General features: G+C 70.0%; 20 protein-coding genes and 1 pseudogene. 12 read left to right on the top strand and 9 right to left on the bottom strand.

The window, feature by feature from the left end:
• A pseudogene (locus VM306_RS15555) lies at positions 1–339 on the bottom strand (acyltransferase); the annotation flags it as partial.
• Between the two features lie 95 nt (positions 340–434).
• On the opposite strand from VM306_RS15555, the gene VM306_RS15560 reads away from it, so the two are divergent.
• The 3 genes from VM306_RS15560 (at position 435) to VM306_RS15570 (ending at position 5,418) form a co-directional block, all read left to right on the top strand.
• Positions 435–1,289 (top strand): nucleoside hydrolase, encoded by an 855-nt coding sequence (locus VM306_RS15560; RefSeq protein ID WP_325515686.1) that lies wholly within the window; start codon positions 435–437, stop codon positions 1,287–1,289.
• A 76-nt stretch (positions 1,290–1,365) separates the two neighbouring features.
• Positions 1,366–4,605 (top strand): GH92 family glycosyl hydrolase, encoded by a 3,240-nt coding sequence (locus VM306_RS15565; RefSeq protein WP_325515688.1) that lies wholly within the window; start codon positions 1,366–1,368, stop codon positions 4,603–4,605.
• Positions 4,606–4,692: 87 nt separating this feature from the next.
• On the top strand, positions 4,693–5,418 hold the full coding sequence (locus VM306_RS15570) for a nucleotidyltransferase domain-containing protein (RefSeq protein WP_325515690.1): 726 nt from the start codon (positions 4,693–4,695) through the stop codon (positions 5,416–5,418).
• On the opposite strand, the gene VM306_RS15575 is transcribed toward VM306_RS15570, so the two are convergent.
• Positions 5,354–5,743: a DUF4267 domain-containing protein gene (locus VM306_RS15575; RefSeq protein WP_325515692.1), complete on the bottom strand. Its 390-nt coding sequence runs from the start codon at positions 5,741–5,743 to the stop codon at positions 5,354–5,356. The two genes, VM306_RS15570 and VM306_RS15575, sit on opposite strands and share 65 nt — an antisense overlap.
• 90 nt (positions 5,744–5,833) lie before the next feature.
• On the opposite strand from VM306_RS15575, the gene VM306_RS15580 reads away from it, so the two are divergent.
• Positions 5,834–6,421, top strand: a complete 588-nt coding sequence (locus tag VM306_RS15580; RefSeq protein WP_325515694.1) for a TetR/AcrR family transcriptional regulator — start codon at positions 5,834–5,836, stop codon at positions 6,419–6,421.
• On the opposite strand, the gene VM306_RS15585 is transcribed toward VM306_RS15580, so the two are convergent.
• Genes VM306_RS15585 through VM306_RS15600 form a run of 4 tightly spaced genes read right to left on the bottom strand, consistent with a single transcriptional unit; the run spans position 6,380 to position 10,152 of the window.
• A complete protein-coding gene (locus VM306_RS15585; protein WP_325515696.1) occupies positions 6,380–7,540 on the bottom strand; it encodes a THUMP-like domain-containing protein in 1,161 nt (386 codons plus the stop codon). The two genes, VM306_RS15580 and VM306_RS15585, sit on opposite strands and share 42 nt — an antisense overlap.
• 1 nt (position 7,541) lies before the next feature.
• A complete protein-coding gene (locus VM306_RS15590; protein ID WP_325515698.1) occupies positions 7,542–8,498 on the bottom strand; it encodes a class I SAM-dependent methyltransferase in 957 nt (318 codons plus the stop codon).
• Positions 8,488–9,267: an enoyl-CoA hydratase/isomerase family protein gene (locus VM306_RS15595; protein WP_325515700.1), complete on the bottom strand. Its 780-nt coding sequence runs from the start codon at positions 9,265–9,267 to the stop codon at positions 8,488–8,490. Before VM306_RS15595 ends, VM306_RS15590 begins: the two co-directional genes overlap by 11 nt.
• Positions 9,268–9,324: 57 nt before the next feature.
• Positions 9,325–10,152, bottom strand: coding sequence for an ABC transporter ATP-binding protein (locus tag VM306_RS15600; RefSeq protein WP_325515702.1), 828 nt, complete (start codon positions 10,150–10,152; stop codon positions 9,325–9,327).
• A gap of 106 nt (positions 10,153–10,258) precedes the next feature.
• Between VM306_RS15600 and glgX the strand changes: the two genes are divergently transcribed.
• The 4 genes from glgX to VM306_RS15620 all read left to right on the top strand — a co-directional run bounded on the left by glgX (position 10,259) and on the right by VM306_RS15620 (position 14,777).
• A complete protein-coding gene (gene glgX, locus VM306_RS15605; protein WP_325515703.1) occupies positions 10,259–12,373 on the top strand; it encodes a glycogen debranching protein GlgX in 2,115 nt (704 codons plus the stop codon).
• A gap of 226 nt (positions 12,374–12,599) precedes the next feature.
• Positions 12,600–13,187, top strand: coding sequence for a cysteine dioxygenase family protein (locus tag VM306_RS15610; RefSeq protein ID WP_325515704.1), 588 nt, complete (start codon positions 12,600–12,602; stop codon positions 13,185–13,187).
• Positions 13,184–13,573, top strand: a complete 390-nt coding sequence (locus tag VM306_RS15615; RefSeq protein ID WP_325515705.1) for a rhodanese-like domain-containing protein — start codon at positions 13,184–13,186, stop codon at positions 13,571–13,573. Before VM306_RS15610 ends, VM306_RS15615 begins: the two co-directional genes overlap by 4 nt.
• Positions 13,574–13,655: 82 nt before the next feature.
• On the top strand, positions 13,656–14,777 hold the full coding sequence (locus tag VM306_RS15620) for a hypothetical protein (protein ID WP_325515706.1): 1,122 nt from the start codon (positions 13,656–13,658) through the stop codon (positions 14,775–14,777).
• 9 nt (positions 14,778–14,786) lie between these two features.
• Here the strand turns inward: VM306_RS15620 and VM306_RS15625 are convergent, their stop codons facing one another.
• The 3 genes from VM306_RS15625 to VM306_RS15635 form a co-directional block, all read right to left on the bottom strand.
• Positions 14,787–15,302 carry a hypothetical protein gene (locus VM306_RS15625; RefSeq protein WP_325515707.1) on the bottom strand — a complete coding sequence of 172 codons (516 nt, stop codon included), beginning with the start codon at positions 15,300–15,302 and terminating at the stop codon, positions 14,787–14,789.
• Between the two features lie 304 nt (positions 15,303–15,606).
• Positions 15,607–18,198, bottom strand: a complete 2,592-nt coding sequence (glgP, locus tag VM306_RS15630; protein WP_325515708.1) for an alpha-glucan family phosphorylase — start codon at positions 18,196–18,198, stop codon at positions 15,607–15,609.
• Between the two features lie 122 nt (positions 18,199–18,320).
• Positions 18,321–19,907 (bottom strand): protein kinase domain-containing protein, encoded by a 1,587-nt coding sequence (locus VM306_RS15635; protein ID WP_325515709.1) that lies wholly within the window; start codon positions 19,905–19,907, stop codon positions 18,321–18,323.
• Positions 19,908–20,146: 239 nt separating this feature from the next.
• Here VM306_RS15635 and VM306_RS15640 point away from each other — a divergent pair, with 239 nt between their 5' ends.
• From VM306_RS15640 to glgB, 4 genes are all read left to right on the top strand, one after another.
• The gene (locus VM306_RS15640; protein ID WP_325515710.1) at positions 20,147–22,123 is read left to right on the top strand and encodes an alpha-1,4-glucan--maltose-1-phosphate maltosyltransferase; all 1,977 of its coding nucleotides are present in this window, start codon (positions 20,147–20,149) and stop codon (positions 22,121–22,123) included.
• A gap of 32 nt (positions 22,124–22,155) precedes the next feature.
• The gene (gene treS / locus VM306_RS15645) at positions 22,156–23,964 is read left to right on the top strand and encodes a maltose alpha-D-glucosyltransferase (RefSeq protein ID WP_325515711.1); all 1,809 of its coding nucleotides are present in this window, start codon (positions 22,156–22,158) and stop codon (positions 23,962–23,964) included.
• Positions 23,965–23,968: 4 nt separating this feature from the next.
• Positions 23,969–25,276, top strand: coding sequence for an aminoglycoside phosphotransferase (locus VM306_RS15650; RefSeq protein ID WP_325515712.1), 1,308 nt, complete (start codon positions 23,969–23,971; stop codon positions 25,274–25,276).
• Between the two features lie 3 nt (positions 25,277–25,279).
• A partial coding sequence (gene glgB, locus VM306_RS15655) for a 1,4-alpha-glucan branching enzyme (protein ID WP_325515713.1) occupies positions 25,280–26,715 on the top strand: 1,436 nt, incomplete at its 3' end.

Consider the following 26,715-nt stretch of genomic DNA (forward strand, 5'->3'; position numbering starts at 1 on the left):
GAACACGACCTTGTCGCCGATGCGCAACGACCCCTCGTGGCAGCGGATGGCGTTGCCGTCGCCGATGTGCACCCAGCGCCCGATCTCCAGGCGTCCGTAGCCGGGGCGGGCCATGACGTCGACGCGCCTTCCGAAGAACACCATGCCGCGCAGCACCACGTGGGGGTTGAGCAGCCGGAACTTGAGCAGCCGCCAGTAGCGGACCAGGTACCACGGGGTGTAGGCGCGGTGGCGCAGGACCCAGCGCAGGGAGGCCAGCGTGAGGAAGCGCGCCTGCATCGGGTCCCGGCGCGATCTGGCCCAGCGCGTCCAGACCGGAGCGCCCCACATCGAAGTCATGGACGAAGACTCTAACTTCGGCCGGCCGGTGACCGGGAAACGGTTCTGCTGTCGCGCGCGGCGCGCACCAGGGGACGTGAGGCAGGCTGAGGGGCATGGCGACTCCTCTCATCATCGACACCGACCCCGGCGTCGACGACGCGTTCGCGATCGCGCTCGCGGCCCGCAGCCCCGAGGTCGACCTCGTCGGCCTGACCACGGTGTTCGGCAACGTCGGGCTCGAGCTCACCACCGCCAACGCCCTGCGGCTGCTCGCGCACCTCGGCCGCACCGACGTGCCCGTGGTCAAGGGCAGCGCGGGCACGGGCGGCGCGGCGGACGTGCACGGCGAGGACGGGCTCGGCGGGCAGGCGCTCACGTTGCCGGAGAACCCGCGGGCCATCGCGGGCGACGACCCCACGCGGTTCTTCGCCGACACCCTCACTCCGGACACCGTGGTCGCCGCCATCGGGCCGCTCACCAACATCGCCAGGGCGATCGAGGCCGGCGTCGAGTTCCCGCGGCTGATCGTCATGGGCGGCGGGCTCGGGCTCGGCAACACGACGGCGCGGGCCGAGTTCAACTTCTGGGCCGACCCCGAGGCCGCCCAGGTCGTCATCCGCAGGGGCAACCCGATCATCGTGCCGCTCAACCTCACCCAGCGGTGCATCGCCGACACCGAGTTCCTCGCGAACGTCGACCCGGTGCTGAGCAACCTCACCGGCACCTACAGGGCCTATCTCGCGCGCCACCAGGAGCAGAACCACTCCCACCGGGAGGAGGGCATCCTGGTCCACGACGCGGTGGCCGTCGCGGAGGCGATCGTGCCCGGCACGCTGAAGCTCGCCGTCCACGGGCTCGACATCGACGACGAGGGTGCGCTCGTCGGGGGAAAGCACCAGGTCGAGGTCGCGGAGGAGACCGACTGGCCCGCGCTGAGGTCCTTCATGGAGCAGCGCTTGTCCGTTTGACGACAACTTCGCGTCGCTCTCTGGGGTTGGGCGCGCACGGAAAGTAGGGTCCGCGACCATGCAGCGAAGAGTCCTCATGACAGCTGCGGTGGCGGCGGCCATGACGTTCGGAGTGGTCCCTGCCTCCGCTCAACCCCGAGTCCAGGTGGTGCCGGATCCGGCGGCACACGTGAACCCGTTCATCGGCACGACCAACCTCGGGAACACCTTCCCCGGCGCGGTCGTGCCGTTCGGCATGTTCTCCTTCAGCCCGGAGGCGAGCAGGGGCAACACCCTGCGCGCCGCGGCTCCCGGCGGGTACCGGTACGACGCCACGAAGATCCGCGGCTTCAGCCTCACCCACATGTCCGGGACGGGGTGCGCGGGCGGAAGCGGTGACATCCCGATCTTCCCGCACGTCGGGGCCGTCACCACGTCGCCGACCACGGACGCGACCGACGCCGTCTACGCCAGCGAGTTCGCGCACGCCGACGAGGTGGCCAAGCCCGGCCGCTACGACGTGACGCTCAAGTCGGGTGCGAAGGCCGAGCTGTCCGCCACCGAACGCACCGGTGCCGCCCGGTTCAGCTTCCCCGCCGACAAGCCGGCGACGGTGCTGATCAACACCTCCAAGTCGCAGGTCGGCTCGAGCGACGCGCAGACCGTGATCGACAAGGACAAGCGGACGATCACCGGCAGCGTCACGAGCGGCAACTTCTGCGGCTACATCAACCAGGTCGGCCGCCGCAGCTACTACACGCTGCACTTCGTGGCGGAGTTCGACCAGGCGTTCACCGAGGTCGGCACGTACCAGGACAACGTTGTCACGCCCGGCGGCACCAGCGCCCGGGGCGGCACGACGTACGGCACGAACGGCTGGCCGGTGCTGGGCAAGGGTTCCGGCGCCTACCTCGGTTTCGCGCCCGGCAGCCAGGTCGGCGTCAAGGTCGGCATCTCCTACGTGAGCCTGGACAACGCCAAGCAGAACCTGAAGGCGGAGAACAAGGGTCAGTCCATAGAGGACATGCGGGACAACGCGTACATCGCGTGGCAGAAGCAGCTCAAGCGCATCGAGGTCGGCGGCGGCTCCGATGACGAGCGGACCAGGTTCTACACCGCGCTGTACCACTCCCTGTTGCACCCCAACCTCTTCAGCGACGTCAACGGCGAGTACGCCGGGTTCGACGGCAAGGTCCACAGGATCGACAGGAGCAGGCAGAAGGCCCAGTACGGCACGTTCTCCGGCTGGGACATCTACCGCTCGCAGCTGCAGCTCCTCACGCTGCTGGAGCCGCAGATCGGGTCGGACATCGCGCAGTCGCTGCTCAACCAGGCCGACCAGAACAACGGCGTCTGGGACCGCTGGACGCACAACGGCGGCGGCACGCACGTCATGAACGGCGACCCCGCGCCGATCGCACTGGCGGCGATCTCCGCGTTCGGCGGCGACAGGTATGACATCAGGTCGTCGCTGAAGTCGTTGGTGAAGGCCGCGACCGTGCCCACGGCATTGGACCTGAGCAAGGACGGCTGGGCCGTCATGTCGGTCGGGCAGCGGCCGTCGCTCGACAAGTACCTGCAGAACGAGTACATGCCGTCCGTGTCGAACGCGTGGGGTGGTGCGGCGGAGACCCTGGAGATCTCCGCGGCCGACTTCGCGATCAGCCAGCTCGCCGAGCGCACGGGCGACAGGAAGGTCGCCAAGACCTTCGCCGAACGCGCGCAGTGGTGGCAGAACAACTTCGACCCCGTGGCGGACAGGACCGGCGGCTACATCCGCAACCGCAACGCCGACGGCACGTGGGTCAAGGACTTCACGCCCGACACCGGCAACGGGTTCGTCGAGGGCAGCAGCGCCCAGTACACGTGGATGGTCACGCACAACGTGGCCGGGCTCGTGGAGTCGCTGGGCGGCAAGGACCGCGCCAACAAGCGCCTCGACGACTTCTTCCACAACGCCGACGGCAGCTGGGCCCTCACCGGCCAGGGCGGCGCGAAGTCCGAACTGGACAACGAGCCGTCGGTGAACGTGCCGTGGCTCTACAACTACACGGGCCAGCCGGCGAAGACGCAGGAGACGCTGCGCGAGACGATCAGCACGCTGTGGAAGAACGCCCCCGGCGGCATCCCCGGCAACGACGACCTCGGCGCGATGTCGTCGTGGTTCGTCTTCACGTCGATGGGCATCTACCCGCAGGTGCCGTCACGCGCCGAGCTCGTGCTGAGCAGCCCGCTGTTCACGTCGGTGAAGATCAACCGCGGCGGCGGCAAGGACATCACGATCAACGCGCCCGGCGCGAACACCGCCACGAAGTACGTGCAGTCGTTGAAGGTCAACGGCCGCGCGTCCTCGAAGACGTGGCTGCCCGAGTCGTTCGTGGAACGCGGCGGCAAGCTGGACTTCGTGCTCGGCAAGACGCCTTCGACGTGGGGCACGGGCGCTTCCGACGCGCCTCCGTCGTTCCGCGACGGCGAGCAGCCGATCAAGCACGACCAGCCGTACTACCTCACCGTCGAACCGCGCCAGCTCGTCGTCGAGCCGGGCAAGTCCGTGACGGGGAAGGTCAACGCGGTCAAGCTGTACGACGGCGACCCGAAGGCGACGTACACGATCACCGGTTCGGACGCGCTGGAGTTCACGCCGGTGAGCGGCACCGTGCCCGGCGAGTTCACGGTGTCGGCCGACGCCGGGACGCCGCAGGGCTTCTACGACATCACCGTCACGGTCACCGTGGAGGGCGCCGCGAAGCCGGTCGTCCTGCCGCAGACGGTGAAGGTCGCGCCTGCTGGCAGCATGCTCGCCGCCGTGAACAACGTCGGTGCCTCCGCCGACGCCACCGGCGAGGGCGACTTCGACGGCGGCGGCTACAGCTACTCGCGGGAGGCGCTGGCCGCGGCCGGGCTCCCGCCGGGCGGCACCGGCACCGTCGACGGCCTGACGTTCACCTGGCCGTCCTCGCCTCCCGGCCGCGCCGACAACGCGACCGCGGCGAAGCAGACGCTCACCCTGTCCGGCACCCGCCTCGCCTTCGTCGGTTCGGCGGCGAACGGGGCGCGGACCAAGGCGGCCACCGTGACGTTCACGGACGGCACCACGGCGTCGGTGGACATCGGCTTCAGCGACTGGACGCTGGGCGGCGGCGGGGCGGCACCGAGCTACGGCAACGTGATCGTCGCGAACACGCCGTACCGCAACCAGCTCGGCGGCGGCAGTGAGAAGGTGGCCACGCACATCTTCGCGACGAAGACGTACGCGGCACCGGAGGGCAAGACGCTGGCTTCCGTGGTGCTGCCGGAGGACGGCGACATGCACGTCTTCGCGGTGGCCCTCGGGTAGCTCGCTCGAGCGGAGGTGGTTCCTGTCGCAGGCATGACAGGAACCACCTTCGTCGGCCCCTCGAGCCGCAGCCAATAAAGTGGGGCGGTGTTCCCGGTTCACGAACGCGACCAGCTGCGCCGCGACCTCGTCAACGCCGCGGAGATCGACCCGCGCGTGGTCGGGGCGGCGCTGACGGGCTCGGCCGCCGTGGGCGGGGAAGACCGCTGGTCGGACATCGACTTCGCACTCTCCGTCGACCGCGACATGGACGCGGTGGTGACCGACTGGACCGCGTTGCTGTACGTGTGCGACGCGGTCGGCCATGTCGACGTGCGGCACGGTTCGGTGCTCTTCCGCGTCTTCCTGATGCGCTCGACGCTGCAGGTGGACCTCGCGTTCTGGCCTTCGTCCGAGTTCGGCGCGACGGGGCCGACGTTCCGGCTGCTGTTCGGTGACGCCAACGAACTGCCGCAGTCGCCCCAGCCGGATCGTGCCGAGCTCATCGGGCTCGCCTGGCTGCACGGGCTGCACGTGCGGTCGTCGATCGCGCGCGGGCGGGTGTGGCAGGCGCTCCACATGCTCAACGGGATGCGCGACCACGTGATGTCGTTGCGCTGCCTGGCGGAGGGCGTCAACGCGGTGCAGGGGCGTGGGCTGGACGACCTGCGGGATGCCTCCGCGTTCACCGGGACGGTCGCTCTGTCGACGCATCCGGACGAGCTGAGCCGGGCGTTCCACGTGCTGACCGGGCTGTTGCTCTGCGAGATCAGCGACTCGGGACTGGCTCAGGCCGTGCGGGCGCTTTCTCCCGGAGCAGCAACCCGGCGGTGAGCAGCACCAGCACGGCCGCGGAGCCGTGCACCGCGAGCGCGTAGCCCACCGAGCCGCCGTGCGTGATGACGGCGAAGCAGTCGCCTATCGGGATGATCGAGTCGGCCAGGACCACCCAGCCCAGTGCTCGTCGGTGCCCCATCAGCAGCAGGATCAGTGCTGTCAGGGCGTAGGCGAGGTCGCGGACGCCCTTCACGACGTAGAACGCGCCCGGGTCGGTGGTGCCGAACCCCGCTGCCGCGCCGTCGCCGTTGAGCAGGAAGTTCAGGCCGAAGACGAACCCCGCCAGCACGACGAGCCACGACAGGACCGTGGTGATCCGCATTTCATCCTCCAGGAAATCTAGCGTTGCTAGGTGATGGAGCGACGCTAACAGAGCGAGCGCTCGGATGTCTAGCGGTGCTAGATTTAGCTCGTGAGCATCCAGAACCGGCGTGAGCGCGAGCGTGCCGAACGCCATCAGCTGATCATCGACGCCGCTCGTGAGCTGGCGGAGGAGGAAGGCTGGGACGCGGTCACCACGCGCAGGCTCGCCGACAAGGTCGAGTACAGCCAGCCGGTGCTCTACAGCCACTTCAAGGGCAAGGACGCGATCGTGCGCGCGGTGGCGATCCAGGGTGCCGGTGAGCTGGCCAGGCAGCTGCGCAAAGCCCGTCCGGAGAAAGGTGGGTCACGGCTGCGCGCCGCCGCGGAGGCGTACCTGGAGTTCGCGCGGGAACGGCCGGCGCTCTACGACGCGATGTTCGTGCAGCGGGTCGACATCCCGTTCGGCACCGACGACGTGCCCCAGGAACTGCGCGACGCGTTCGGCGAGCTCGTCGCGGCGGTCGAACCCGTCAAGGGCGGGAGGGACCTGGAGACGTTGACCGAGCTGTTCTGGAGCACCCTGCACGGCATAGCCACGCTGACGCAGGGGAAGCGGCTGCGGCCCGGCCACCACGAGGCGCGGCTCGACCTGGCGCTAGGTGCGTTCAGCCTGGCACAGCAGGAAGACCGGCCTTGACCCGACGCGGGTGAGCACGGCGGTGGCCTCCGACGGGCCGGAGAGCTTCAGGCGCTTGCGCAACGTGTTCGGGTCGACGTCGAGGCCGCGCACCAGGATCTCCAGCCGGCCGACGCCGCGGGTCTTCAGCAGCGACTTGAGGGATTTCTCCGCGTAGTGGCCGTGTTCGAGCACGCGGAACGCGCGGATGCCCGGAGGCGGCACGGAACCGCTCAGGTAGGCGATGCGCTCGTCGAGCTGCCACAGGCCGTGGCGGGCCGCGTAGTGGCGCACCAGGCCCGCGCGGACGACGGCGCCGTCCGGGTCGACGAGCCACTCACCGGGCGGGGCGACCGGGCAGTCGTCGGGTTCGGCGTCGGTGATCGTCCACGACGAAGAGCCGTGCAGGACGGACGCGCGGCGTGAAACCCCTGGTGCGGCAAGGCCTCGCGTCCACAGGCAGGCCTCGCGGACCGCGCCGTCGAGCGACACGACCTCGATCTCGTCGGCCCAGGGAGCCACCGCGAAGTCGATGCCGGGAGCGCACTTCACCGCGAGGTCGACGCCCGCGTAGACGGACGACAGCTCGTCCAGCGGTGGCAGGAAGTCCGAGGGGTTCCACTTGCGACGGCCGGAGGAGTCGCGACGGGCGGGGTCCGCGGTGACGGCACCGGCGCGGGACACGGGCCGCAGGGCGTCGGCCTGCACGACCAGCTGACCAGGGACGTTGTTGCGCGCCATGGCGAGCCGCACCGGATCGAGGTCCGAGCCCACGCAACGGGAAGCCACCGAGCTCAACGCGAAGAGGTCCGCGCCGATCGAGCACGTGACGTCGTGGACGTCGCGGCCGGCGAACCGTGCGGCGCGGTGCCGGGCGACAGCGGACGCCGTGGCCTGCTGCAGAGCGTCGTCGGTGAAGAGCCACGACGACGAGGAGTCCAGTTTGGACGCTGCCCGGCGGCGCAGCAGCACGGTTTCCACGACCGGGGCGAACGACTCGCCCAGCAGCTTGCGGGCCACACCGACGTCGTGCAACCGAGAAGCGTCGGTGAAGGGCAACGCGTCCACCTCGGCCAGCGCGGCGACTCCGGCGTCGGAACGCAGGAACGCCACGTCGGACGAGGTGAACGCGTATCCCAACTCAGGAAGACTTCTCGCCGGTGATCGACACGTTGTAGAAGACCTCGCGCGGCAGGACCTTCGACAGCACGTTCTGGTCGACCCACGAGAGGTTCTGCCAGGTGCGGTAGGCGAACATCGCCCAGCCGAAGCCCAGCTTCTCGCGCGGCACGGCGGCCTCGAACGTGCGCACCGGCCAGCCGAACAGCGCGGCGGACAGCTCGTCGGTCACCGCGCGGACGCCGACGGCACCGGCGCGCCTGGCCGTCGCCTCCAGCTGGTCCGGGTCGAACGTGTGCAGGTCGACGACGGCTTCGAGCGCGGCGGCGCGAGAGGACTCGTCGAGCTCCTCCTGCGGACGGCGCCACTCGCCCAGCGCGGGCACGGCCTTGGTGACGGTGGTGGTCAGCCACCACGTCGCCTGGCCGAGCTTGCGGGCGTAGAAGTTGCCGATGTTCGTCGGGTCGCCCGCGAACACGAACTTGCCGCCGGGCTTCAGCACGCGCAGCACCTCGCGCATCGCCGCCTCCACGTCGGGGATGTGGTGCAGCACCGCGTGGCCGACGACGAGGTCGAACGTGTTGTCGTCGTACGGGATCCGCTCGGCGTCGGCGACCCGGCCGTCCACGTCGAGACCGAGGTGCTCGGCGTTGCGCAGCGCCACCTCGACCATGCCGGGCGAGAGGTCGGTGACCGAGCCCTTCTTGATCACGTCGCCCTGCATGAGGTTCAGCAGGAAGAAACCCGTGCCGCAGCCCAGTTCGAGCGCGTGCTCGTACGGTCCGACGTCACCGGCGGCGGCGCGGAACCGGTCCGTGGCGTAGGTGATGCAGCGCTCGTCGTAGGAGATCGACCACTTCTCGTCGTACGTGCCCGCTTCCCAGTCGTGGTAGAGCACCTGCGCGAGCTTGGTGTCCCTGTAGGCCGCCTCGACCTCTTCCGCCGTCGCGTGCGGGTTGGGTGCCGGATCAGTTGCCACTGAACTTCGCCTTTCCGGGCCCGTTCGCGATGAACGACTCGACGCCCGCCTTCTTGTCCTCGGTCGCGAACAACGCCGCGAACAGGTGGCTTTCGAGCTTCAGGCCCGACTCCAGGTCGGTGTCGAGGCCTCCGTCGACGGCGGCCTTGGTCGCCGCCAGGGCGAGCACCGGCCCGTTCACGAACTGCTTCGCCCAGCGCACCGCGGCCGCGTACACGTCGTCGGGTGCGACGACCTCGTCGACCATGCCGATCTCCAGCGCTTCCTGGGCGCCGACGAACCGGCCGGTGTAGAGCAGGTCCTTGGTCTTCGACGGGCCGATCAACCGGGCGAGGCGCTGCGTGCCGCCGCCGCCGGGGATCAGGCCGAGGAGGATCTCGGGCTGGCCGACCTTCGCATTGTCGCCGGCGATGCGGCGGTCGCAGCCGAGCGCGACCTCGAAGCCGCCGCCCAGCGCGTAGCCCGTGATCGCGGCCACGGTCGGCTTCGGGATGGTGGAGAGCGCCCCGAGCGCGTCCGACAGGCCCTTGGCCCGCAGCGTCATCTCGGCGTGGGAGATCTGCGCGAACTCCTTGACGTCCGCGCCGGCCGCGAAGACCTTCTCGCCGCCGTAGACGATGACCGCGTAGACGTCCGCGCGCTCAGAGGCCTCCTTGGCGGCGGCCTGCAGCTCGGTCTGCACCTGCCGGTTCAGGGCGTTCATCGGCGGCCGCTCCAGGCGGATCGTGCCGATCCCGTCCTCCACCTCGAGCCTCACGAACTCAGCCACTTGGGTGCCCTCCTACGTTGTCGCGACCGCAGTGTCACGTTACCCGGCAGTAGCTTGTCAGACCTTGCGGCGTGCGAAGAAGCGGTCTCCCGCTTTCTGCAGCTCCAGGTCCTGACCGAAGGTCTTCGAGAGGTTCTCCTCGGTGAGGGTGTCCTCCAGCAGGCCCTGGGCGACGACCGAGCCCTCGCGCAGCAGCAATGCGTGGGTGAAGCCCGGCGGGATCTCCTCGACGTGGTGCGTGACCAGCACCATCGCGGGCGCGTCCGGGTCCATCGCGAGCTCGGTGAGCTTCGCCACGAGGTCCTCGCGGCCGCCGAGGTCGAGGCCCGCGGCGGGTTCGTCGAGCAGCAGCATCTCGGGGTCGGTCATCAGGGCGCGGGCGATCAGCGTGCGCTTGCGCTCGCCCTCGCTCAGCGTGCCGTAGAGGCGGTCGGCGAGGTGCTCGATGCCGAGCGTGCCGAGCAGCTCGCGGGCGCGGCCGGTGTCCTGCTCGCCGTACTCCTCGCGCCACCGGCCGAGCACGCCGTAGCCGGCCGACACGACGACGTCGACGACCTTCTCGTCGGCGGGCACGCGGCCGTTCAGCGCCGCGGAGCACAGGCCGATCCGGGGCTTGAGCTCCTGGACGTCGGTCTTGCCCAGACGTTCACCCAGGAGGTGGACCTTGCCCTTGGTCGGGTGCAGCTCGGCGCTGGAGAGGCGCAGCAGGGTCGTCTTGCCCGCCCCGTTGGGGCCGAGGACCACCCAGCGCTCGTCCAGCTCCACGCTCCAGTCGATGTTTCCGACCAGCGTGTTCTTCCCTCGACGGACCGATACGCCCGCCATGTGCACGACCAGATCTGTCACGTCGACGTCCGCCACGGCTCCATTGTTCCCAACGACCATCCGCGGGTCCTCCATCGGGGTGTCCCTCGCGACGGGCCGGGGGTCGCTGCGCCGCCTGTGTGAACCCTCAAGTTTTTTGTCGGTGGCGGATGCCAAGATCGGGGGCATGGCTACCCGACCCGAGTCCGAGGTGCTGGCAGGCCGTCCGTTCCCGCTGGGAGCGCACGCCGAGGCCGGTGGTGTCCGCTTCGCGGTGACGTCCCACGTCGCCGACGCGGTCGAGGTGTGCCTGGTCGGCGACGACGGCTCCGAGAAACGGGTCGAGCTGACCGAACGGACGTTCGGCGTGTGGCACGGTCTCGTGCCCGGCGTCACGCCCGGCCAGAAGTACGGCTTCCGCGTGCACGGGCCGTACGACGCGGGCCGCGGGCTGCGCTGCAACCCGGCGAAGCTGCTGGTCGACCCATACGCGCGGCAGATCACCGGCAGGATCACGAACCTGGAGGCGTCGCTCGGGTACGTGGGCGACCCGATGCACGGGCCGCCTTCGGCCGTCGACTCGCTCGGCAGCGTGCCGCTGAGCGTCGTGAGCTCGCCGGGCGGCGCCGCCACGGGTGTGAAGCCCGAGGTGCCGTTCGAAGAGGCCGTCATCTACGAGCTGCACGTCAAGGGCTTCACGAAGAACCACCCGGACATCCCGGAGCGGCTGCGCGGCACGTACCTGGGGCTCGCGCACCCGGCGGCGATCGAGCACCTGACCCGGCTCGGTGTCACCTCGGTCGAGCTGCTGCCCGTCCAGGCGTTCCAGGACGAGCCGTCGCTGATCAGCAGGGGTGCGTGCAACTACTGGGGCTACTCGCCGCTCGGCTACTGCGCGCCCCACGCGGGGTATGCGAGCGAGCCGGGCAACGAGGTCCAGGAGTTCAGGACGATGGTCGCGGCCCTGCACGCGGCGGGCATCGAGGTCCTGATCGACGTCGTCTACAACCACACGTGCGAGGGCGGGCCGGACGGGCCGACGATCTGCTTCCGCGGGTTCGACGCGCCGGGCTACTACCTGCACGCGGGCGGCGGCAGCACCGTCGACATCACCGGCTGCGGCAACACCCTCGACGCCGGGTCGCCGCAGGTCGTGCGCCTGGTCACCGACTCGCTGCGGTACTGGGCGGAGGAGATGGGCGTCGACGGGTTCCGGTTCGACCTCGCCTCGACCATGGGCAGGCCGGGCGGCGGCTTCTTCGACCGCGACTCGGCGCTGCTCACGGCCATCACGACGGACCCGGTGCTGTGCCGCGCGAAGCTGATCGCCGAGCCGTGGGACGCGACGGGCGACGGGTACCGCGTCGGCGACTTCGGCATGCAGTGGGCGGAGTGGAACGGCCGCTACCGCGACACGGTCCGCGACTTCTGGCGCGGCCACACGTCGGTGCGCGACCTCGCCTACCGGTTGTCCGGGTCGAGCGACCTCTACGCGGACGACCTGCGCCGGCCGTGGCAGTCGATCAACTTCATCACCGCGCACGACGGGTTCACGTTGCGTGACCTGGTGTCGTACAACGACAAGCACAACGAGGAGAACGGCGAGCAGAACCGCGACGGCACGAACGACAACCGTTCGTGGAACTGCGGCGCCGAGGGTGAGACGTCCGACCCGGAGGTCCTCACGCTGCGCGCCAAGCAGGCGCGCAACCTGCTCGCGACGCTGCTGCTGTCCACCGGCACGCCGATGATCGTCGCGGGCGACGAGATGTGGCGCACGCAGGGCGGCAACAACAACGCCTACTGCCTGGACAACGCCGTGTCGTGGGTCGACTGGACGGAGACCGAGGCGGGCAAGGCGCTGCTCGGCTTCACCCAGCGCCTGATCGACCTGCGCGCGTCCTCACCGGCGTTGCGGCAGCCGGAGTTCTTCGAGGCCCGCACGACACCCAGCGGCAACCCGGACCTGGTGTGGTTCCGGCCGGACGGCCGCGAGATGGCCGAGACCGACTGGTTCGACGAGGGGCGCCGCACGCTCGGCATGTTCATCGACGGCTCCAACTGCCTCTCGCGCACGCGGGACGGCGAACTGGTGTCGGACGACTCGTGGCTGCTGCTGATGCACGCCGGCGCGGAGGCGGTCACCGTGACGCTGCCGCACGAGCGGTACGGGCCGTCGTACGAGCTGTTCCTCGACACGACGACGGCGGACGGCTCCCCCGCGGCGCCCGGTTCGCTGGCACCTCGGGCGAAGGTGGTGGTCGAGGCGCGGTCGCTGTTGTTGCTGCGCGTGCCCCGCTGACCGCTTTCGTGTCAACACGGCGGACCACCAGGTGGACGCTCTAGCCACCCTCCGAGAAGGTCTGGCACCATCAGGTTCGTGGTCGTCTACTGCTGGACCGACCGCACGATCGACCTCGTGCTCGTGGCGTCGTGCGGGTGTAGCTCGACGCGACGCACGCGCTGAGGCGCCCTGCGTCGCGTCTTGATCGCTACCCCGTACCCACGTGGCATCAGGAGCGAACCCGGTGACTTCGACGTTTGCCGACCAAGATCAATTCGACCTGCACCCGGCGCTGGACAGCCGGCTGCTGCGGGACGTGATCCACCCGTCCCGGTCCCTGTGGACGCCGCGCGAGCTGCGCGACCTCACCTCCTACGTGGCGAGCGAGCTCACGACGGGCCTGCTCTCGATCCTCGACTACACGCCGGAACGCCGCTGGTGGGCGCGCCTCGGCCTGACCGAGGGCGTGGAGCTGTGGCTGCTGTCGTGGCTGCCGGGCCAGGGCACCGAACCGCACGACCACGGCGGTTCGGCCGGGTCGTTCACGGTGCTGACCGGCAGGCTGCGGGAGGACTACCGCTACCCGGCGGGCCCGATCCGCTCGGCGGTGCGCGAGACCGGCGACGCGCTGGGCTTCGGCTCGGGCCGCGCGCACCAGGTGCTGAACCCGTTCGACGGCCCGGCCGCCACCGTCCACGCCTACTCCCCGCCGCTGGTGCCGACGCGCGAGTACGCGTCGCTGCTCGACATCCCCGACGCGATCCCGCCGCTGCCCGCGCAACGCCTGCCGTTGTCGGAGCTGCGCCGGCTGGCCGACCAGGAGGGCCCGTGAGCAAGGTCGACGCGATTCTCGAGGAGGCCCGCTCGCACCTGTCGCGGCTGGAACCGCACGAGCTGCACGGGCTGGAGGACGCGCTGGTCGTCGACATCCGGCCCGCGCACAACAGGCTGGCAGAGGGCGAGATCGAGAACTCCGTGGCGGTCGAGCGGATCGTGCTGGAGTGGCGGCTCGACCCGGCCGGCGAGTGGCGGATGCCCGGCTTCGACGCCGGCACGACCGTCGTCGTGGTGTGCAACGAGGGCTGGGCGTCGTCGCTCGCGGCGCGGGACCTGCAGCGGATCGGGCTGGCGAACGCCACGGACCTGGTGGGCGGGTTCCGGGGGTGGCGGGCGGCGGGGCTGCCGGTGGTGCAGGGCGGGTCGCAGCCGGTGGTCTGACGGCCCACCTGAGACGCACACCCCAGGGCGGTTCCGCGATCTTGGCGTGGAACCGCTCCCCCACAGGTAGCGTCTGGAGACCGTGACAGTTGTGCGCTGGGTCGCGACGGCCCTGGTGGTGGCCGGCACGATCGCCTGGACCCTCTCCGGTTTCCTCTTAGGCCTGGCGGGAGCGTTCGTCGGCCTGCTGCTGGCACTGACCGCGCCCCAGGCGGGGCTCGCGCTCGGGGCCGTCCTCTTCGGACTGCGGATCACGCACGTGATCATCGGCGTCGGCGGCGAGCTCAAGTCGTGGACCTGGACGAACCGGCGGGTCGTGCTGCGCACCATCCCCGTGCTCGCCACCATCGGCATCACCGGGCTGAAGCCGGGGGTGCGGCGGCGGACCGTTCTCACCGGGGCGTTCGCGATCTTCTTCTGCGCCGTGGTCGTGGCGCTCACGTGGCTCGCCACCGGGTCGGCGTTCGGCAAGGGCCTGGCGCTGGCGGCGACCGCTTGTTTCCTGCTTCAACTGGTACCCGTCGAGCAGCCCGGCAACACGAGTCTCGGCTGGTTCGTCTTCACGCTGCCGAAGCTGTCGGGGCGGCCGTTGGAGGAGCTGGAGGCGCGGCCTCGGGTGCTGGCCGGCATGGACGCCTACCACCGCGGTGACCTCGACGAGGCCGAGCGGATCCACGACGAGCTGGTGGTGGACCACCCCGACCTGCTCACGGTGGTCGGGCTCAAGGTCGTCACCACGTGTGCGCGGGAGCGGTACCTCGACGCGTTGCAGACCGTCATCGGGCTGAACGGGCGGCAGGACCTCGGCACGCGCGAGCTGGCGCTGATCATGGCCACCACGGCCGGGGTCGCCGTGCAGGCGGTGGAGGCCGGGCAGTTCCCGGCCGAGGTCGGGTTGGAGACGGCGCGCAGCATGCTCGGCAACGCCTACGAGGCCGGGTACCCGAAGCACCGGGCGAACGGGACGCTGGCGGTCATGGCGCTGATCGAGGGCGATACCGCCAAGGCGCGGCAGCTCGCGGGGTCCGCCGCCGAGTCGAGCGAGACCGCGCTCGGACGTGCCGACGACCTGATCACCATCGCACGGGCGTGGATGGCCGACGGCAACAACGCGAAGGCCCGCGAGTTCGCGGCCGAGGCGCACGAGCTCGCGGGCTGGAGCCCACGGGTGGCGGCGACCCGCGCCCGCCTGGAGATCAGCTGATCGCCGGGATCAGCCGACCGCGGGCGGCATCGCCGGCATGCCGCCGGGAGGAACCGGCAGACCGCACTTGCCCAGCGTGTCGTTGACGGTCTGGAGCAGCGCCTTCAGCAGTTCGGTGATCTTGGCGGCGTCCGCGCCTTCCAGCACCGCGGCGCCGAGACCCGCGACTCCCGAGATCACGTTCAGCACGGCCGCCAGGCACTGCTCGGGGGGAGCGTCGGACTCGAGCGCCTTCGCCGGTGACGGCGCGCTGGGCGGGCTCACCGGTGGCGACGGGATGCACCCGGCGTTCTGCATCGCCGTCAGCAGCACGAGCAGGTCCCCGATCAGCGGTTTCACCGCGGCGGTGTTCGGCGTGGGCACGAGAGCGCCGACGGCCTGCTTGAGCTTGGCCGCGAAGTCCTGGACGAGACCGGCGCAGGCGGCCGGGGGCTCGGGCGCGGCGGGCGACGCGCTGGTGGCCGGAACCGATGACGAGGTGAACAGAGCTGCGACGAGCGAGAGTGCGGTAATCGCTTTCTTCACGGCCACCTTCTTCCTCGAAGCGTGAATCGCATTCGCTGGAGCCGCGCCAAAAACCGTCGGAAAATCCTGGTGCGGTTCATTCCACGCAGCGAATCGTAAGCCCGCTCACCAGGTCCTACCAGCGGAGTTCACGAATTCACCCACTGGAAAGCGGCTCATTCGAACGAGGGAGGAGACTGAATCGAACCGCGCCGGGAACAGGTCACGAGCAGTCACCGGCGAACGAGGAAGACGAACGCATCAGGGCATCCAGTCCGCCCTGCGCGGGCGGGCTGGATGCCCTGAGTTGTTTCCGGGGACCGGGTCAGCCGGCCAGCACGACCCTGCCGAGCTCCGCCGGGGAGGCCAGCAGGCCGTGCCTCGGCAGGACGCGCACGGTGTAGCCGAGCGCTCCCGCGTGCGGCAGCGGCACCTCGGCCTCGTAGTTGCCGTTGCCCGCGTAGCTCATCGGCGCGGTCACGATGTCCCTGAGCTCGTCGGAGTCGTGGGAGACCTTGCCGAGCACGACCTGGACGTCCACTTCGGACGGTTCCAGGCCGGCCAGCTCGACCCGCGCCCGCACGATGACGGGCGCGCCCAGCACCGGCACGGACGAGCCGCCGAGCACCAGGTCGCTGTCGAGCACCCGCACCCGCGTCCAGGACGCGCGCAGCCGGTGCCGGTAGGAGGACAGCTCCTTCGCGCCGTGGTAGCCGTCGCCGATGACGTTCTGGGCGGACGCCGCGGCCGGCGCGTAGTAGGTCTCCACGTACTCGCGGACCATGCGCGAGGCCTGCACGACCGGGCCGAGCGAGGCCAGCGTGTGCCGGACCATCGACATCCAGCGGGTCGGCACGCCGTCCTCGCCGCGGTCGTAGAACAGCGGCGCGACCTGCGAACCGAGCAGGTCGTACAGCGCGTTGGCCTCCAGGTCGTCCCGGCGGACCGGGTCGGTGACGCCGTCCGCGGTCGGGATGGCCCAGCCGTTGGAACCGTCGTAGAGCTCGTCCCACCAACCGTCACGAATGGACAGGTTGAGGCCGCCGTTCAACGCCGCCTTCATGCCGGAGGTGCCGCACGCTTCGAGGGGGCGCATCGGGTTGTTCAGCCACACGTCGCAACCCCAGTACAGGTACCGGGCCATGGACATGTCGTAGTCGGGCAGGAACACGATCCGGTGCCGCACGCCCGCGTCGTCGGCGTAGCGCACGATCTGCTGGATCAACGCCTTGCCGCCGTCGTCGGCCGGGTGCGACTTGCCCGCGACGACGAGCTGCACGGGCCGTTCGGGGTGCAGCAGCAACGAACGCAACCGCTCCGGGTCGCGCAGCATCAGCGTGAGGCGCTTGTACGTCGGCACGCGCCGTGCGAAGCCCACGGTCAGCACGGCCGGGTCGAACACCGAGTCGGTCCAGCCGAGTTCCAGCGCCGACGCGCCGCGCTGCAACCACGACTCGCGCAGCCGCCGGCGGACCTCGGTGACCAGGCGGCCGCGCAACGTGCTGCGCAGCTCCCACAGGCCCGAGTCGGTGACCGGCTCGAACGCGCCGATGCCGAGACCCGTCTTGTTGTCCACAGTGTCTGACTCGGACGCGCCCAGCAGCTTGCTCATCTCGGCCGCGGCCCACGTCGGCCCGTGCACGCCGTTGGTGACCGACCCGATCGGCACCTCGGTGGTGTCGAAGCTCGGCCAGAGGCCGCGGAACATGTCCCGGCTGACCTCACCGTGCAGTTTGGACACGCCGTTCGCGCGCTGGGCGAGCCGCAGGCCCATGTGCGCCATGTTGAACATGCCGGGGTTGTCCTCGGCGCCCAGCGCGAGGATGCGCTGGGTGTTCACGCCGGGGACGAGGTTCTCGGCGCCGAAGTAGTGCTGGACCAGGTCGACGGGGAAGCGGTCGATGCCGGCGGGCACGGGCGTGTGCGTGGTGAACACGGCACCGGCGCGCGCGGCCGTGAGCGCCTGGTCGAAGTCGAGACCGTCGTTGGTGATGTACTCGCGGATCCGCTCGAGGCCGAGGAAGCCCGCGTGTCCCTCGTTCGTGTGAAAGACCTCGGGCTGCGGGTGCCCGGTGAGCTCGCAGAACGTCCGGACGGCGCGCACGCCGCCGATGCCCGCGAGGATCTCCTGGCGGATCCGGTGGTTCTGGTCGCCGCCGTAGAGCCGGTCGGTGACGCCGCGCAGGTCGTCGTCGTTCTGCTCCACGTCCGAGTCGAGCAGCAGCAACGGGATGCGTCCGACCTGGGCCTTCCAGATCTTCGCGCGCAGCATCCGGTCGCCCGGCATGGCCACGTGCACCAGCAGCGGCAGCCCGGACGGCTCGGTCAGCAGCTCCAGCGGCAGGCCGCGCGGGTCGAGGACCGGGTAGTGCTCGATCTGCCACCCGTCGAGCGACAGCGACTGGCGGAAGTAGCCCGACCGGTAGAGCAGGCCGACCGCGATCAGCGGAACGCCCAGGTCGGAGGCCGCCTTGAGGTGGTCGCCGGCGAGGATGCCGAGACCTCCCGAGTAGTTCGGCAGCGCCTCGTGCACGCCGAACTCCATCGAGAAGTACGCGACGCTCGTCGGCAACGGCGTGTCGGGTGCCCCGTGCTCGCGGCGCCCGGCGATCTCCTCCTGGCGGCGCTGGTACCAGCGCGGGCCGTGGACGTAGCGCTCCAGGTCACTCGCGAGCGCGTGGAGCTTGAGCAGGAACTGCTCGTCTCTCGCGAGTGAGTCCAGTTTCCCCGCGTCGACGACGGAGAGCAGGCGCAACGGGTCGCCACCCACCTCGGACCAGACACGGGAGTCGATCGAGGCGAAGAGGTCCTGCGTGGGCGGATGCCACGTCCAGCGCAGGTTGGTGGCGAGCGTGCTCAGCGCGGACAGGGGCTCCGGCAGGCTGGCTCGGACGGTGAACCGGCGAAGTGCTCGCATGACGAGGCAACTTACCTGCCGCCCTCGGGGGCCTGACAACGTTCCCGGCCAGACCTGCAACGACTTGCAGAACCGGTCAAGACGGAGAGGCGCCGTGAGCTGCCGTTACGCGACCGGGCCGATCACCCCTTCTGCTCGCCCGTGATCAGCAGCTTCTCGCCCTTGCCCGAGATCTCGAGCGTGTGCTCCGCGGTCGTGGGCTTCTCCGCGTCCTTCCCGGTCAGCTCCAGCGCCTGGGTGACGTCGAAGGTCCCGTCGTCGCCTGCCTCCACGAGCGGGTTGCCCTTGGCGGCGACCTTCGAGTACGCGCCCCAGTACTCCTGCTCGGAGGCGAGGGACGGCGCCTGCTTGGGGTCCCAGTCGGCACGGGCGCCCGCGACGTTGGCCGGCAGCTTCGCGTAGTGCTGCTTCACGAACTGCGCGACCTGGGCCACCGTGAACTTCGTGGCCGGGGGCTTCGACGACGGCGGCTGGCTCTGGTAGGTCTGCGACGCCGGGGGCTTCTGGGTGGGCTGTTGCCTGGGAGTCTCGGAGGTCGGGGCCGGGGTGTTCGCCTCGGTCTGCTCCGAGGTGGTCGGGCTCGTCGGGCCGGGACCCGCCGTCTTGTCGTCGTCCGAGTTGGCCTGCACGATCGCGTACGTCAGGCCGGCGACCAGCAGGACGCCCAGGACCGCGGCGACGACGGCGAGGCCGCGGCTCTTGCGGGGCTCCGGTTCGTCGTACGGCTCGGGCAGCGGTGCCGGCGGCCGGGTGCGGGGCGGCACGGTGCGCGGCGGTGCGGTGCGCGGGCCCTGCGGCGGCATCGTGCGCGGAGCCTGGGTACCGGGACCCGACGGCATCACGGCGGTGCCGGAGGGCGGGGTCATCGGCCGCGGCGGGATGACCCGGGTGGCCGGGACGGGGACGCCCGCCGCGATCGCCTTGAGCTCCGCCGCCGCCTGGGCCGCGCTCGGGCGCTGCGAGGGCTCGTTCGCGAGCAGCCGGGTCAGCAGGCCGGTCAGGGGGCCCGAGCGCGTCGGCGGGCGGGTCTCGCCGCGGGCGACCTTGTAGAGCAGGCCCAGGTCGTTGGTGCTCTTGCCGAACGGCGGTTCGCCCTCGGTCATCGCGTAGATCGTCGCGCCGAGCGAGAACACGTCCGACGGCGGCGCGGGCTCGGCGCCCCTGGCCAGCTCCGGCGCCAGGTAGGCGGGCGTGCCGGCGAGCATGCCCGTCTTCGTGACGGCCACATCGCCCAAAGCACGCGAAATGCCGAAATCGGTGATCTTGACTGCGCCTTCTCGTCCAATGAGGACGTTGCCGGGCTTGATGTCGCGGTGCACGATGCCGACGTTGTGGGCGGCGGCCAGCGCCGAGGCGGCCAGCGAGCCGATCCGCGCGGCCTCCTGGGCGGGCATGGTGCCGCGCTCGCTCAGGATCGACGACAGGTTGCGGGACGGCAGGTACTCCATGACGAGGCACGGCTTGCCGTTCTCGGTCACGACGTCGTACACGGCGATCGCGTTCGGGTGCTGCAGGCGCGCGGCGATGCGGCCCTCGCGCATCGCCCGCTGGACCGCTTCGTGGAACTCGTTCGGCTGAACTTCGGTGAGAAGCAGCTGCTTGACCGCCACTTCCCGGTGCAGGAGTTCGTCCCGTGCGCGCCACACGACGCCCATCGCTCCAGCGCCGAGCTCGTCGAGCAGGACGTAGCGGTCGCCAACCTTGTTCACGCGGGCACGGTACCCGTAGCACCCTCGTAACCCTGTGAATATCACGGAAGGGGTCCACTGGGGGAGGACGCGAAGTGCCCGCGTTGTGGCCGGGAGACCCTGGACACACAAGCGACCGGAGGTGTGCGATCGACCGCAGGTGGGTACGGATCCACTAGGGCAACCCGCTGACAAGCGGCTTGATCCACCAAGGCAGGATTACAGGCGACGCGGACCGACACGGCGGAAGGGCGCTGCCGATGAGTGGACGGCTCGGTATCGACGATGTTTCCCCGGTGGTCTCGGCTGGCAGGTATCCAGCCAAAGCCGTTGTGGGAGAACACGTTCCGGTGGAAGCCACGGTGTGGCGAGAGGGTCATGACAGACTCGCCGCGACTGTGACGTGGCGTGGGCCGGACGACCGGGTCGCTCGCCAGACGCGCATGCACGAGATCGGGATCGGTCTCGACCGGTGGGCCGCGACCATCGTCCCGGACGCCGAAGGCGCGTGGACGTTCCGCGTGGACGCGTGGAGTGACCCCTGGGCCACCTGGAACCACGCCGTCTCGGTGAAGATCGCGGCGGGGCAGGGTCCCGGTGACCTCGCGAACGACCTGGAGATCGGCGCCCAGCTACTCGATCGGGTGGCACGCCGCCCCGATCGGAGGCAGAACCGAGCACTCCTCATGACCGCGGCGCAAGCGCTGCGCGACGAGGACCGCCCGCTGAACGAGCGCGTCGCGCCGGCCTTCGCCGCCGACGTCCAGAAGATCATGTTCGAGCACCCGGTGCGCGAGCTGGTCACCAAGGGCAAGACGCACAAGATCTGGTGCGACCGCGAGAAGGCCGCGTACGGCTCCTGGTACGAGTTCTTCCCGCGCAGCACGGGCGGGATCGACGAGACCGGTCAGGCGGTCCACGGCACGTTCGCCACGGCGACCAAGGAGCTCGACCGCGTCGCCGCGATGGGCTTCGACGTCGTCTACTTCCCGCCGATCCACCCCATCGGCCGGGTCAACCGCAAGGGTCCCAACAACACGCTCGTCGCCGGTCCCGACGACACGGGGTCACCGTGGGCGATCGGCGCGGACGAGGGCGGGCACGACGCCATCCACCCGCAGCTCGGCACGATCGAGGACTTCGACGCGCTCGTCGCGCGGGCGAAGGACCTGGGCCTGGAAGTGGCGCTCGACTTCGCGCTGCAGTGCGCGCCGGACCACCCGTGGGTGCTCAAGCACCCGGAGTGGTTCACGACGCAGCCGGACGGCACGATCGCCTACGCGGAGAACCCGCCCAAGAAGTACCAGGACATCTACCCCATCAACTTCGACCTCGACCCGCAGGGCCTCTACCACGAGGTGCTGCGCGTGGTCCTGTACTGGGCCGAGCACGGGGTGCGGATCTTCCGGGTCGACAACCCCCACACCAAGCCGCCGGACTTCTGGCAGTGGCTGATCTGGAAGGTCAAGGAGGTCTACCCGGACACGCTGTTCCTGGCGGAGGCCTTCACCCGTCCCGCGCGGCTCTACGGCCTCGCGAAGCTCGGCTTCACCCAGTCCTACACGTACTTCACGTGGCGGACGAGCAAGCAGGAGCTGGTCGAGTTCGGCGAGGACCTCCGCGACCACTGGGACGAGGCGCGGCCGAACCTCTTCGTGAACACCCCGGACATCCTGCACGAGTCGCTGCAGCACGGCGGCCCCGCGATGTTCGGCCTCCGCGCGGCCCTCGCGGCCACGCTGTCCCCCACGTGGGGCGTGTACAGCGGCTACGAGCTGTTCGAGCACGAGGCCGTGAAGCCAGGCAGCGAGGAGTACCTCAACTCCGAGAAGTACCAGCTGCGGCCTCGCGACTACGCCCGCGCACTCGCGGACGGGCGCTCGCTCGAACCGTGGCTGCGCAAGCTCAACCACATCCGAAGGGCGCATCCAGCGCTCCAGCAGATGCGCACGCTGAAGTTCCAGCACATCGAGAACGACGCGCTGGTCGCCTACTCCAAGCGTGATCCGGAGACGGGCGACACGGTCGTCGTGGTGGTCAGCCTCGACCCGAACAACTCGCAGGAGGGGACTCTGTACCTCGACCTGCCCGAGCTCGGGTTCGACTGGCACGAGCGGGTGATCGCGCACGACGAGGTCACCGGTGAGACGTGGGACTGGGGTCAGGCCAACTTCATCCGCCTCGAACCCTGGCGTGCCACCGCGCACGTCGTGAGCCTGCAGCGCCGTTTCAGCTGATCAACCGCACAACCCCCGACGAGGTGGGCATCATGGTCGACGAGTCCCGTCCCGACGCTGCGCTCGGGCTGGAGGGCATTCCGCACACCGGCGAAGCCATCGACGACGACGGCATGCTGGTCGAGCCCCAGGCCGAGGACTTCAAGTCGGCCCAGCCGGCATCGGCGAACCCGAGCTGGTTCAAGGGCGCCGTCTTCTACGAGGTGCTCGTCCGCGCGTTCAGCGACTCCAACGGCGACGGGACGGGCGACCTCAGAGGTCTCGCGTCGCGCCTCGACTACCTGGAGTGGCTGGGCGTCGACTGCCTCTGGCTGCCGCCGTTCTACGCCTCGCCGTTGCGCGACGGCGGGTACGACATCAGCGACTTCCGCGCCGTCCTGCCGGAGTTCGGCACCGTCGAGGACTTCGTCTACCTGTTGGAGGAGGCGCACCGCCGAGGGATCCGGGTGATCACGGACCTCGTGCTCAACCACACCTCCGACGCGCACCCGTGGTTCCAGCAGTCCCGTCAGGACCCGACGGGCCCGTACGGCGACTACTACGTCTGGAGCGACGACGACTCGCGCTACTCCGACGCGCGGATCATCTTCGTCGACACCGAGACGTCGAACTGGACCTACGACCCCGTTCGCGGGCAGTTCTTCTGGCACCGCTTCTTCAGCCACCAGCCGGACCTCAACTACGAGAACCCGGAAGTGCAGGAGGCGATGCTCGACATCCTGCGGTTCTGGCTCGACCTCGGCATCGACGGGTTCCGCCTCGACGCCGTGCCCTACCTCTTCGAGGAGGAGGGCACGATCTGCGAGAACCTGCCGCGCACGCACGAGTTCCTGAAGAAGTGCCGCAAGGTCGTCGACGACGAGTTCCCCGGCCGGGTGCTGCTCGCCGAGGCGAACCAGTGGCCGTCGGACGTGGTCGAGTACTTCGGCGACCCGGAGGTCGGCGGCGACGAGTGCCACATGGCGTTCCACTTCCCGCTGATGCCGCGCATCTTCATGGCGGTGCGGCGCGAGTCGCGGTTCCCGATCTCGGAGATCCTGGCGCAGACGCCGTCGATCCCCGAGAACGCCCAGTGGGGCATCTTCCTGCGCAACCACGACGAGCTCACGCTCGAGATGGTCAGCGACGAAGAGCGCGACTACATGTACTCGGAGTACGCCAAGGACCCGCGGATGAAGGCGAACATCGGCATCCGCCGGCGGCTCGCCCCGCTGCTGGAGAACGACCGCAACCAGCACGAGCTGTTCACCGCGCTGCTGTTGTCGCTGCCGGGCTCACCCGTCCTCTACTACGGCGACGAGATCGGCATGGGCGACAACATCTGGTTGCAGGACCGCGACGCCGTCCGCACACCGATGCAGTGGACACCCGACCGCAACGCGGGCTTCTCGAGCTGCGACCCCGGCCGGATCTACCTGCCGGTGATCATGGACCCGGTCTACGGCTACCAGGGCCTGAACGTCGAGGCGCAGCTCAACAGCTCGACGTCGCTGCTCAACTGGACCCGGCACATGATCGAGGTGCGCAAGCAGCACCACGCGTTCGCCGAGGGCGACTTCAGCGAGCTCGGCGGCTCGAACCCGAGCGTGCTCGCGTTCAAGCGGCTGTGGAAGCGGCCCGACGGACGCGAGGACATCGTGCTCTGCGTGAACAACCTGTCGCGCTTCCCGCAACCCGTCGAGCTGGACCTCTCCGAGCACCGCGACTACACGCCGCTGGAGCTCACGGGAGGTGTCAAGTTCCCCGCGATCGGGGAACTCCCCTACCTGTTGACCCTTCCCGGTCACGGTTTCTACTGGTTCCAGCTGGTAGAGGCGGGCGACGACAGCGAGATGAGGTGAAAGCGTGATCGATCCCCACGAGCTAGTCGACAAGCTGGTCGCCTCTCTGCCCGATCTGCTGCCCCACGCCAGGTGGTTCGGCGGCAAGGACAGGCCGATCACGGCCGTCCGTCCACTCAGGACGACGGTCGTCGGCGACCTGGTGCACGTGATCTTCGAGGTCGAGCAGCCGGGCCGCACCGAGAACTACCAGGGCGCGCTCAGCCTGAGCACCGGCGCCTGGGACGTGCTGCTCGACCCCGAGCACAACGGCGTCCTGCTCGACCGGATCGCGTCCGGGCACGCCGTGGACGGCATCGTCTTCGCGCACGAGCCCGGCACCGAGCTGCACACGGGCCTGCGCGGGCGGCCCATCGGCGTGGAGCAGTCCAACACGTCGCTGATCTACGGCCAGCAGTACATCCTCAAGCTCTTCCGCAAGCTCGCGCGCGGCGAGAACCGCGACCTGGTGATGCACCGGGCGCTGCGGTCCGTCGGCTGCGAGCACATCGCCCAGCCGCTCGGCTCGATCTCGACGGAACTCGACGGCGACCCGGTCACGCTCGCGATGCTGCAGGAGTTCCTGCCGGACGCGGTCGAGGGCTGGGACATGGCCAAGACGTCGGTCCGCGACCTGATGGCAGAGGCCGACCTGCACGCGTCCGAGGTGGGCGGCGACTTCGCCGGCGAGGCCCAACGGCTCGGCCACGCCGTGGCGAAGGTCCACGCCGACCTGGCGGAGGCGCTGGGCACGCAGGTCTCCGACGAGGACGCGGCCGACCAGGCCGTCGCGGGCATGCTGCGCCGCCTGGACGAGGTCGCGGAGGCGGTCCCCGAGCTCGGGCAGTACGAGGAGCCGCTGCGCGCCGCGTTCGCGGAGGCCCGCGAGCACATCGGGCAGATCCCGATCCAGCACGTCCACGGCGACCTGCACCTCGGTCAGGTGCTGCGGACCGTGCACGGCTGGCTGCTGATCGACTTCGAGGGCGAGCCGGCGGCGGGAGTCGCCGAGCGCAACGCGCTGAGGTCGCCGTTGCGCGACGTGGCGGGGATGCTGAGGTCGTTCGACTACGCGGCACGGCAGCTGCTCGTCGGCCAGCCCGACGACGACCAGCTCGCCTACCGCGCGATGGAGTGGACGAAGCGCAACCGGGCGGCGTTCTGCGACGGCTACGCCGAGGTGGCGGCCGACCCGCGGGACAACGCGCAGCTGCTGCGCGCGTTCGAGCTGGACAAGGCGGTCTACGAGGTCGCTTACGAGCACGCCAACAGGCCGGAGTGGTTGACGGTTCCCCTGTCGTCGATCGCCCGGATGACTTCTGGAGGAGACTAAGCCGTGAAGGCCGACCTGGACCGACTCCTGTCAGGCGCGCACCACGACCCGCACTCGGTGCTGGGCGTGCACACCGTCGGCGACCAGGTCGTGGCACGGGCGCTGCGGCCCGGCGCGACGTCGGTCGCGGTGTCGTGGGGCGACAAGCAGGTCGAGCTGCCGCGGATCGCCGACGCGCTCTTCGAGGGCGAGCTGCCGGAGGCGCCCGGCGACTACCGCCTGCTGGTGACCTACGACGGCGGCCGCACCGTCGAGGTCGACGACCCGTACCGGTGGCTGCCGACGGTCGGGGAGCTGGACCTGCACCTGATCCGCGAGGGCCGGCACGAGCGGCTGTGGGACGTGCTGGGCGCTCACGTCCGCTGCTACGAAACGGTCAACGGTGACGTCTCCGGTGTCTCGTTCGCGGTGTGGGCGCCCAACGCACGCGGTGTGCGCGTGACGGGCGACTTCGACGGCTGGGACGGGCGCGCGAACCCGTTGCGCTCCATGGGTTCCAGCGGCGTGTGGGAAGTCTTCCTGCCGAACGTCGTGGCGGGCTCGCGGTACAAGTTCCGCATCCTCGGCCAGGACGGCGTGTGGCACGAGAAGGCGGACCCGATGGCGTTCGCCACGGAGGTCCCGCCGCAGACGGCCTCGGTCGTCACGCGGTCCGAGTACCAGTGGCAGGACGCGGAGTGGACGGCCCGGCGCGCGGCCACGCAGTGGGCGAACGCGCCGATGTCGATCTACGAGGTGCACCTCGGCTCGTGGAAGCCGGGCCTGAGCTACCGGCAGCTCGCGACGGAGCTCGCGGACTACTGCGAGGACATGGGTTTCACGCACCTCGAGCTGCTGCCCGTCGCCGAGCACCCGTTCGGCGGTTCGTGGGGCTACCAGGTCACGTCGTACTACGCGCCGACCTCGCGGTTCGGCACGCCCGACGACTTCCGGTACTTCGTGGACGCGCTGCACCAGCGCGGCATCGGCGTGCTGGTCGACTGGGTGCCCGCGCACTTCCCGAAGGACGCCTGGGCACTGGCGAAGTTCGACGGCACCCCGCTGTACGAGCACGCCGACCCGCGGCGCGGTGAGCAGCTCGACTGGGGCACGTACGTCTTCGACTTCGGTCGCAACGAGGTCCGCAACTTCCTCGTCGCCAACGCGCTGTACTGGATCGAGGAGTTCCACCTCGACGGTCTGCGCGTGGACGCCGTCGCGTCGATGCTCTACCTCGACTACTCGCGGCCCGCGGACCAGTGGCTGCCGAACGAGTACGGCGGCCGGGAGAACCTCGACGCCGTGCGGTTCCTGCAGGAGCTGAACGCGACCGTCTATCGGCGGCACCCCGGCGTGGTGATGATCGCCGAGGAGTCGACGGCGTGGCCCGGCGTCTCGAGGCCTACGTATCTCGGCGGCCTCGGCTTCGGGTACAAGTGGAACATGGGTTGGATGCACGA

The sequence above is a fragment of the Lentzea sp. genome, assembly GCF_035525475.1.
GTDB lineage: Bacteria > Actinomycetota > Actinomycetes > Mycobacteriales > Pseudonocardiaceae > Lentzea.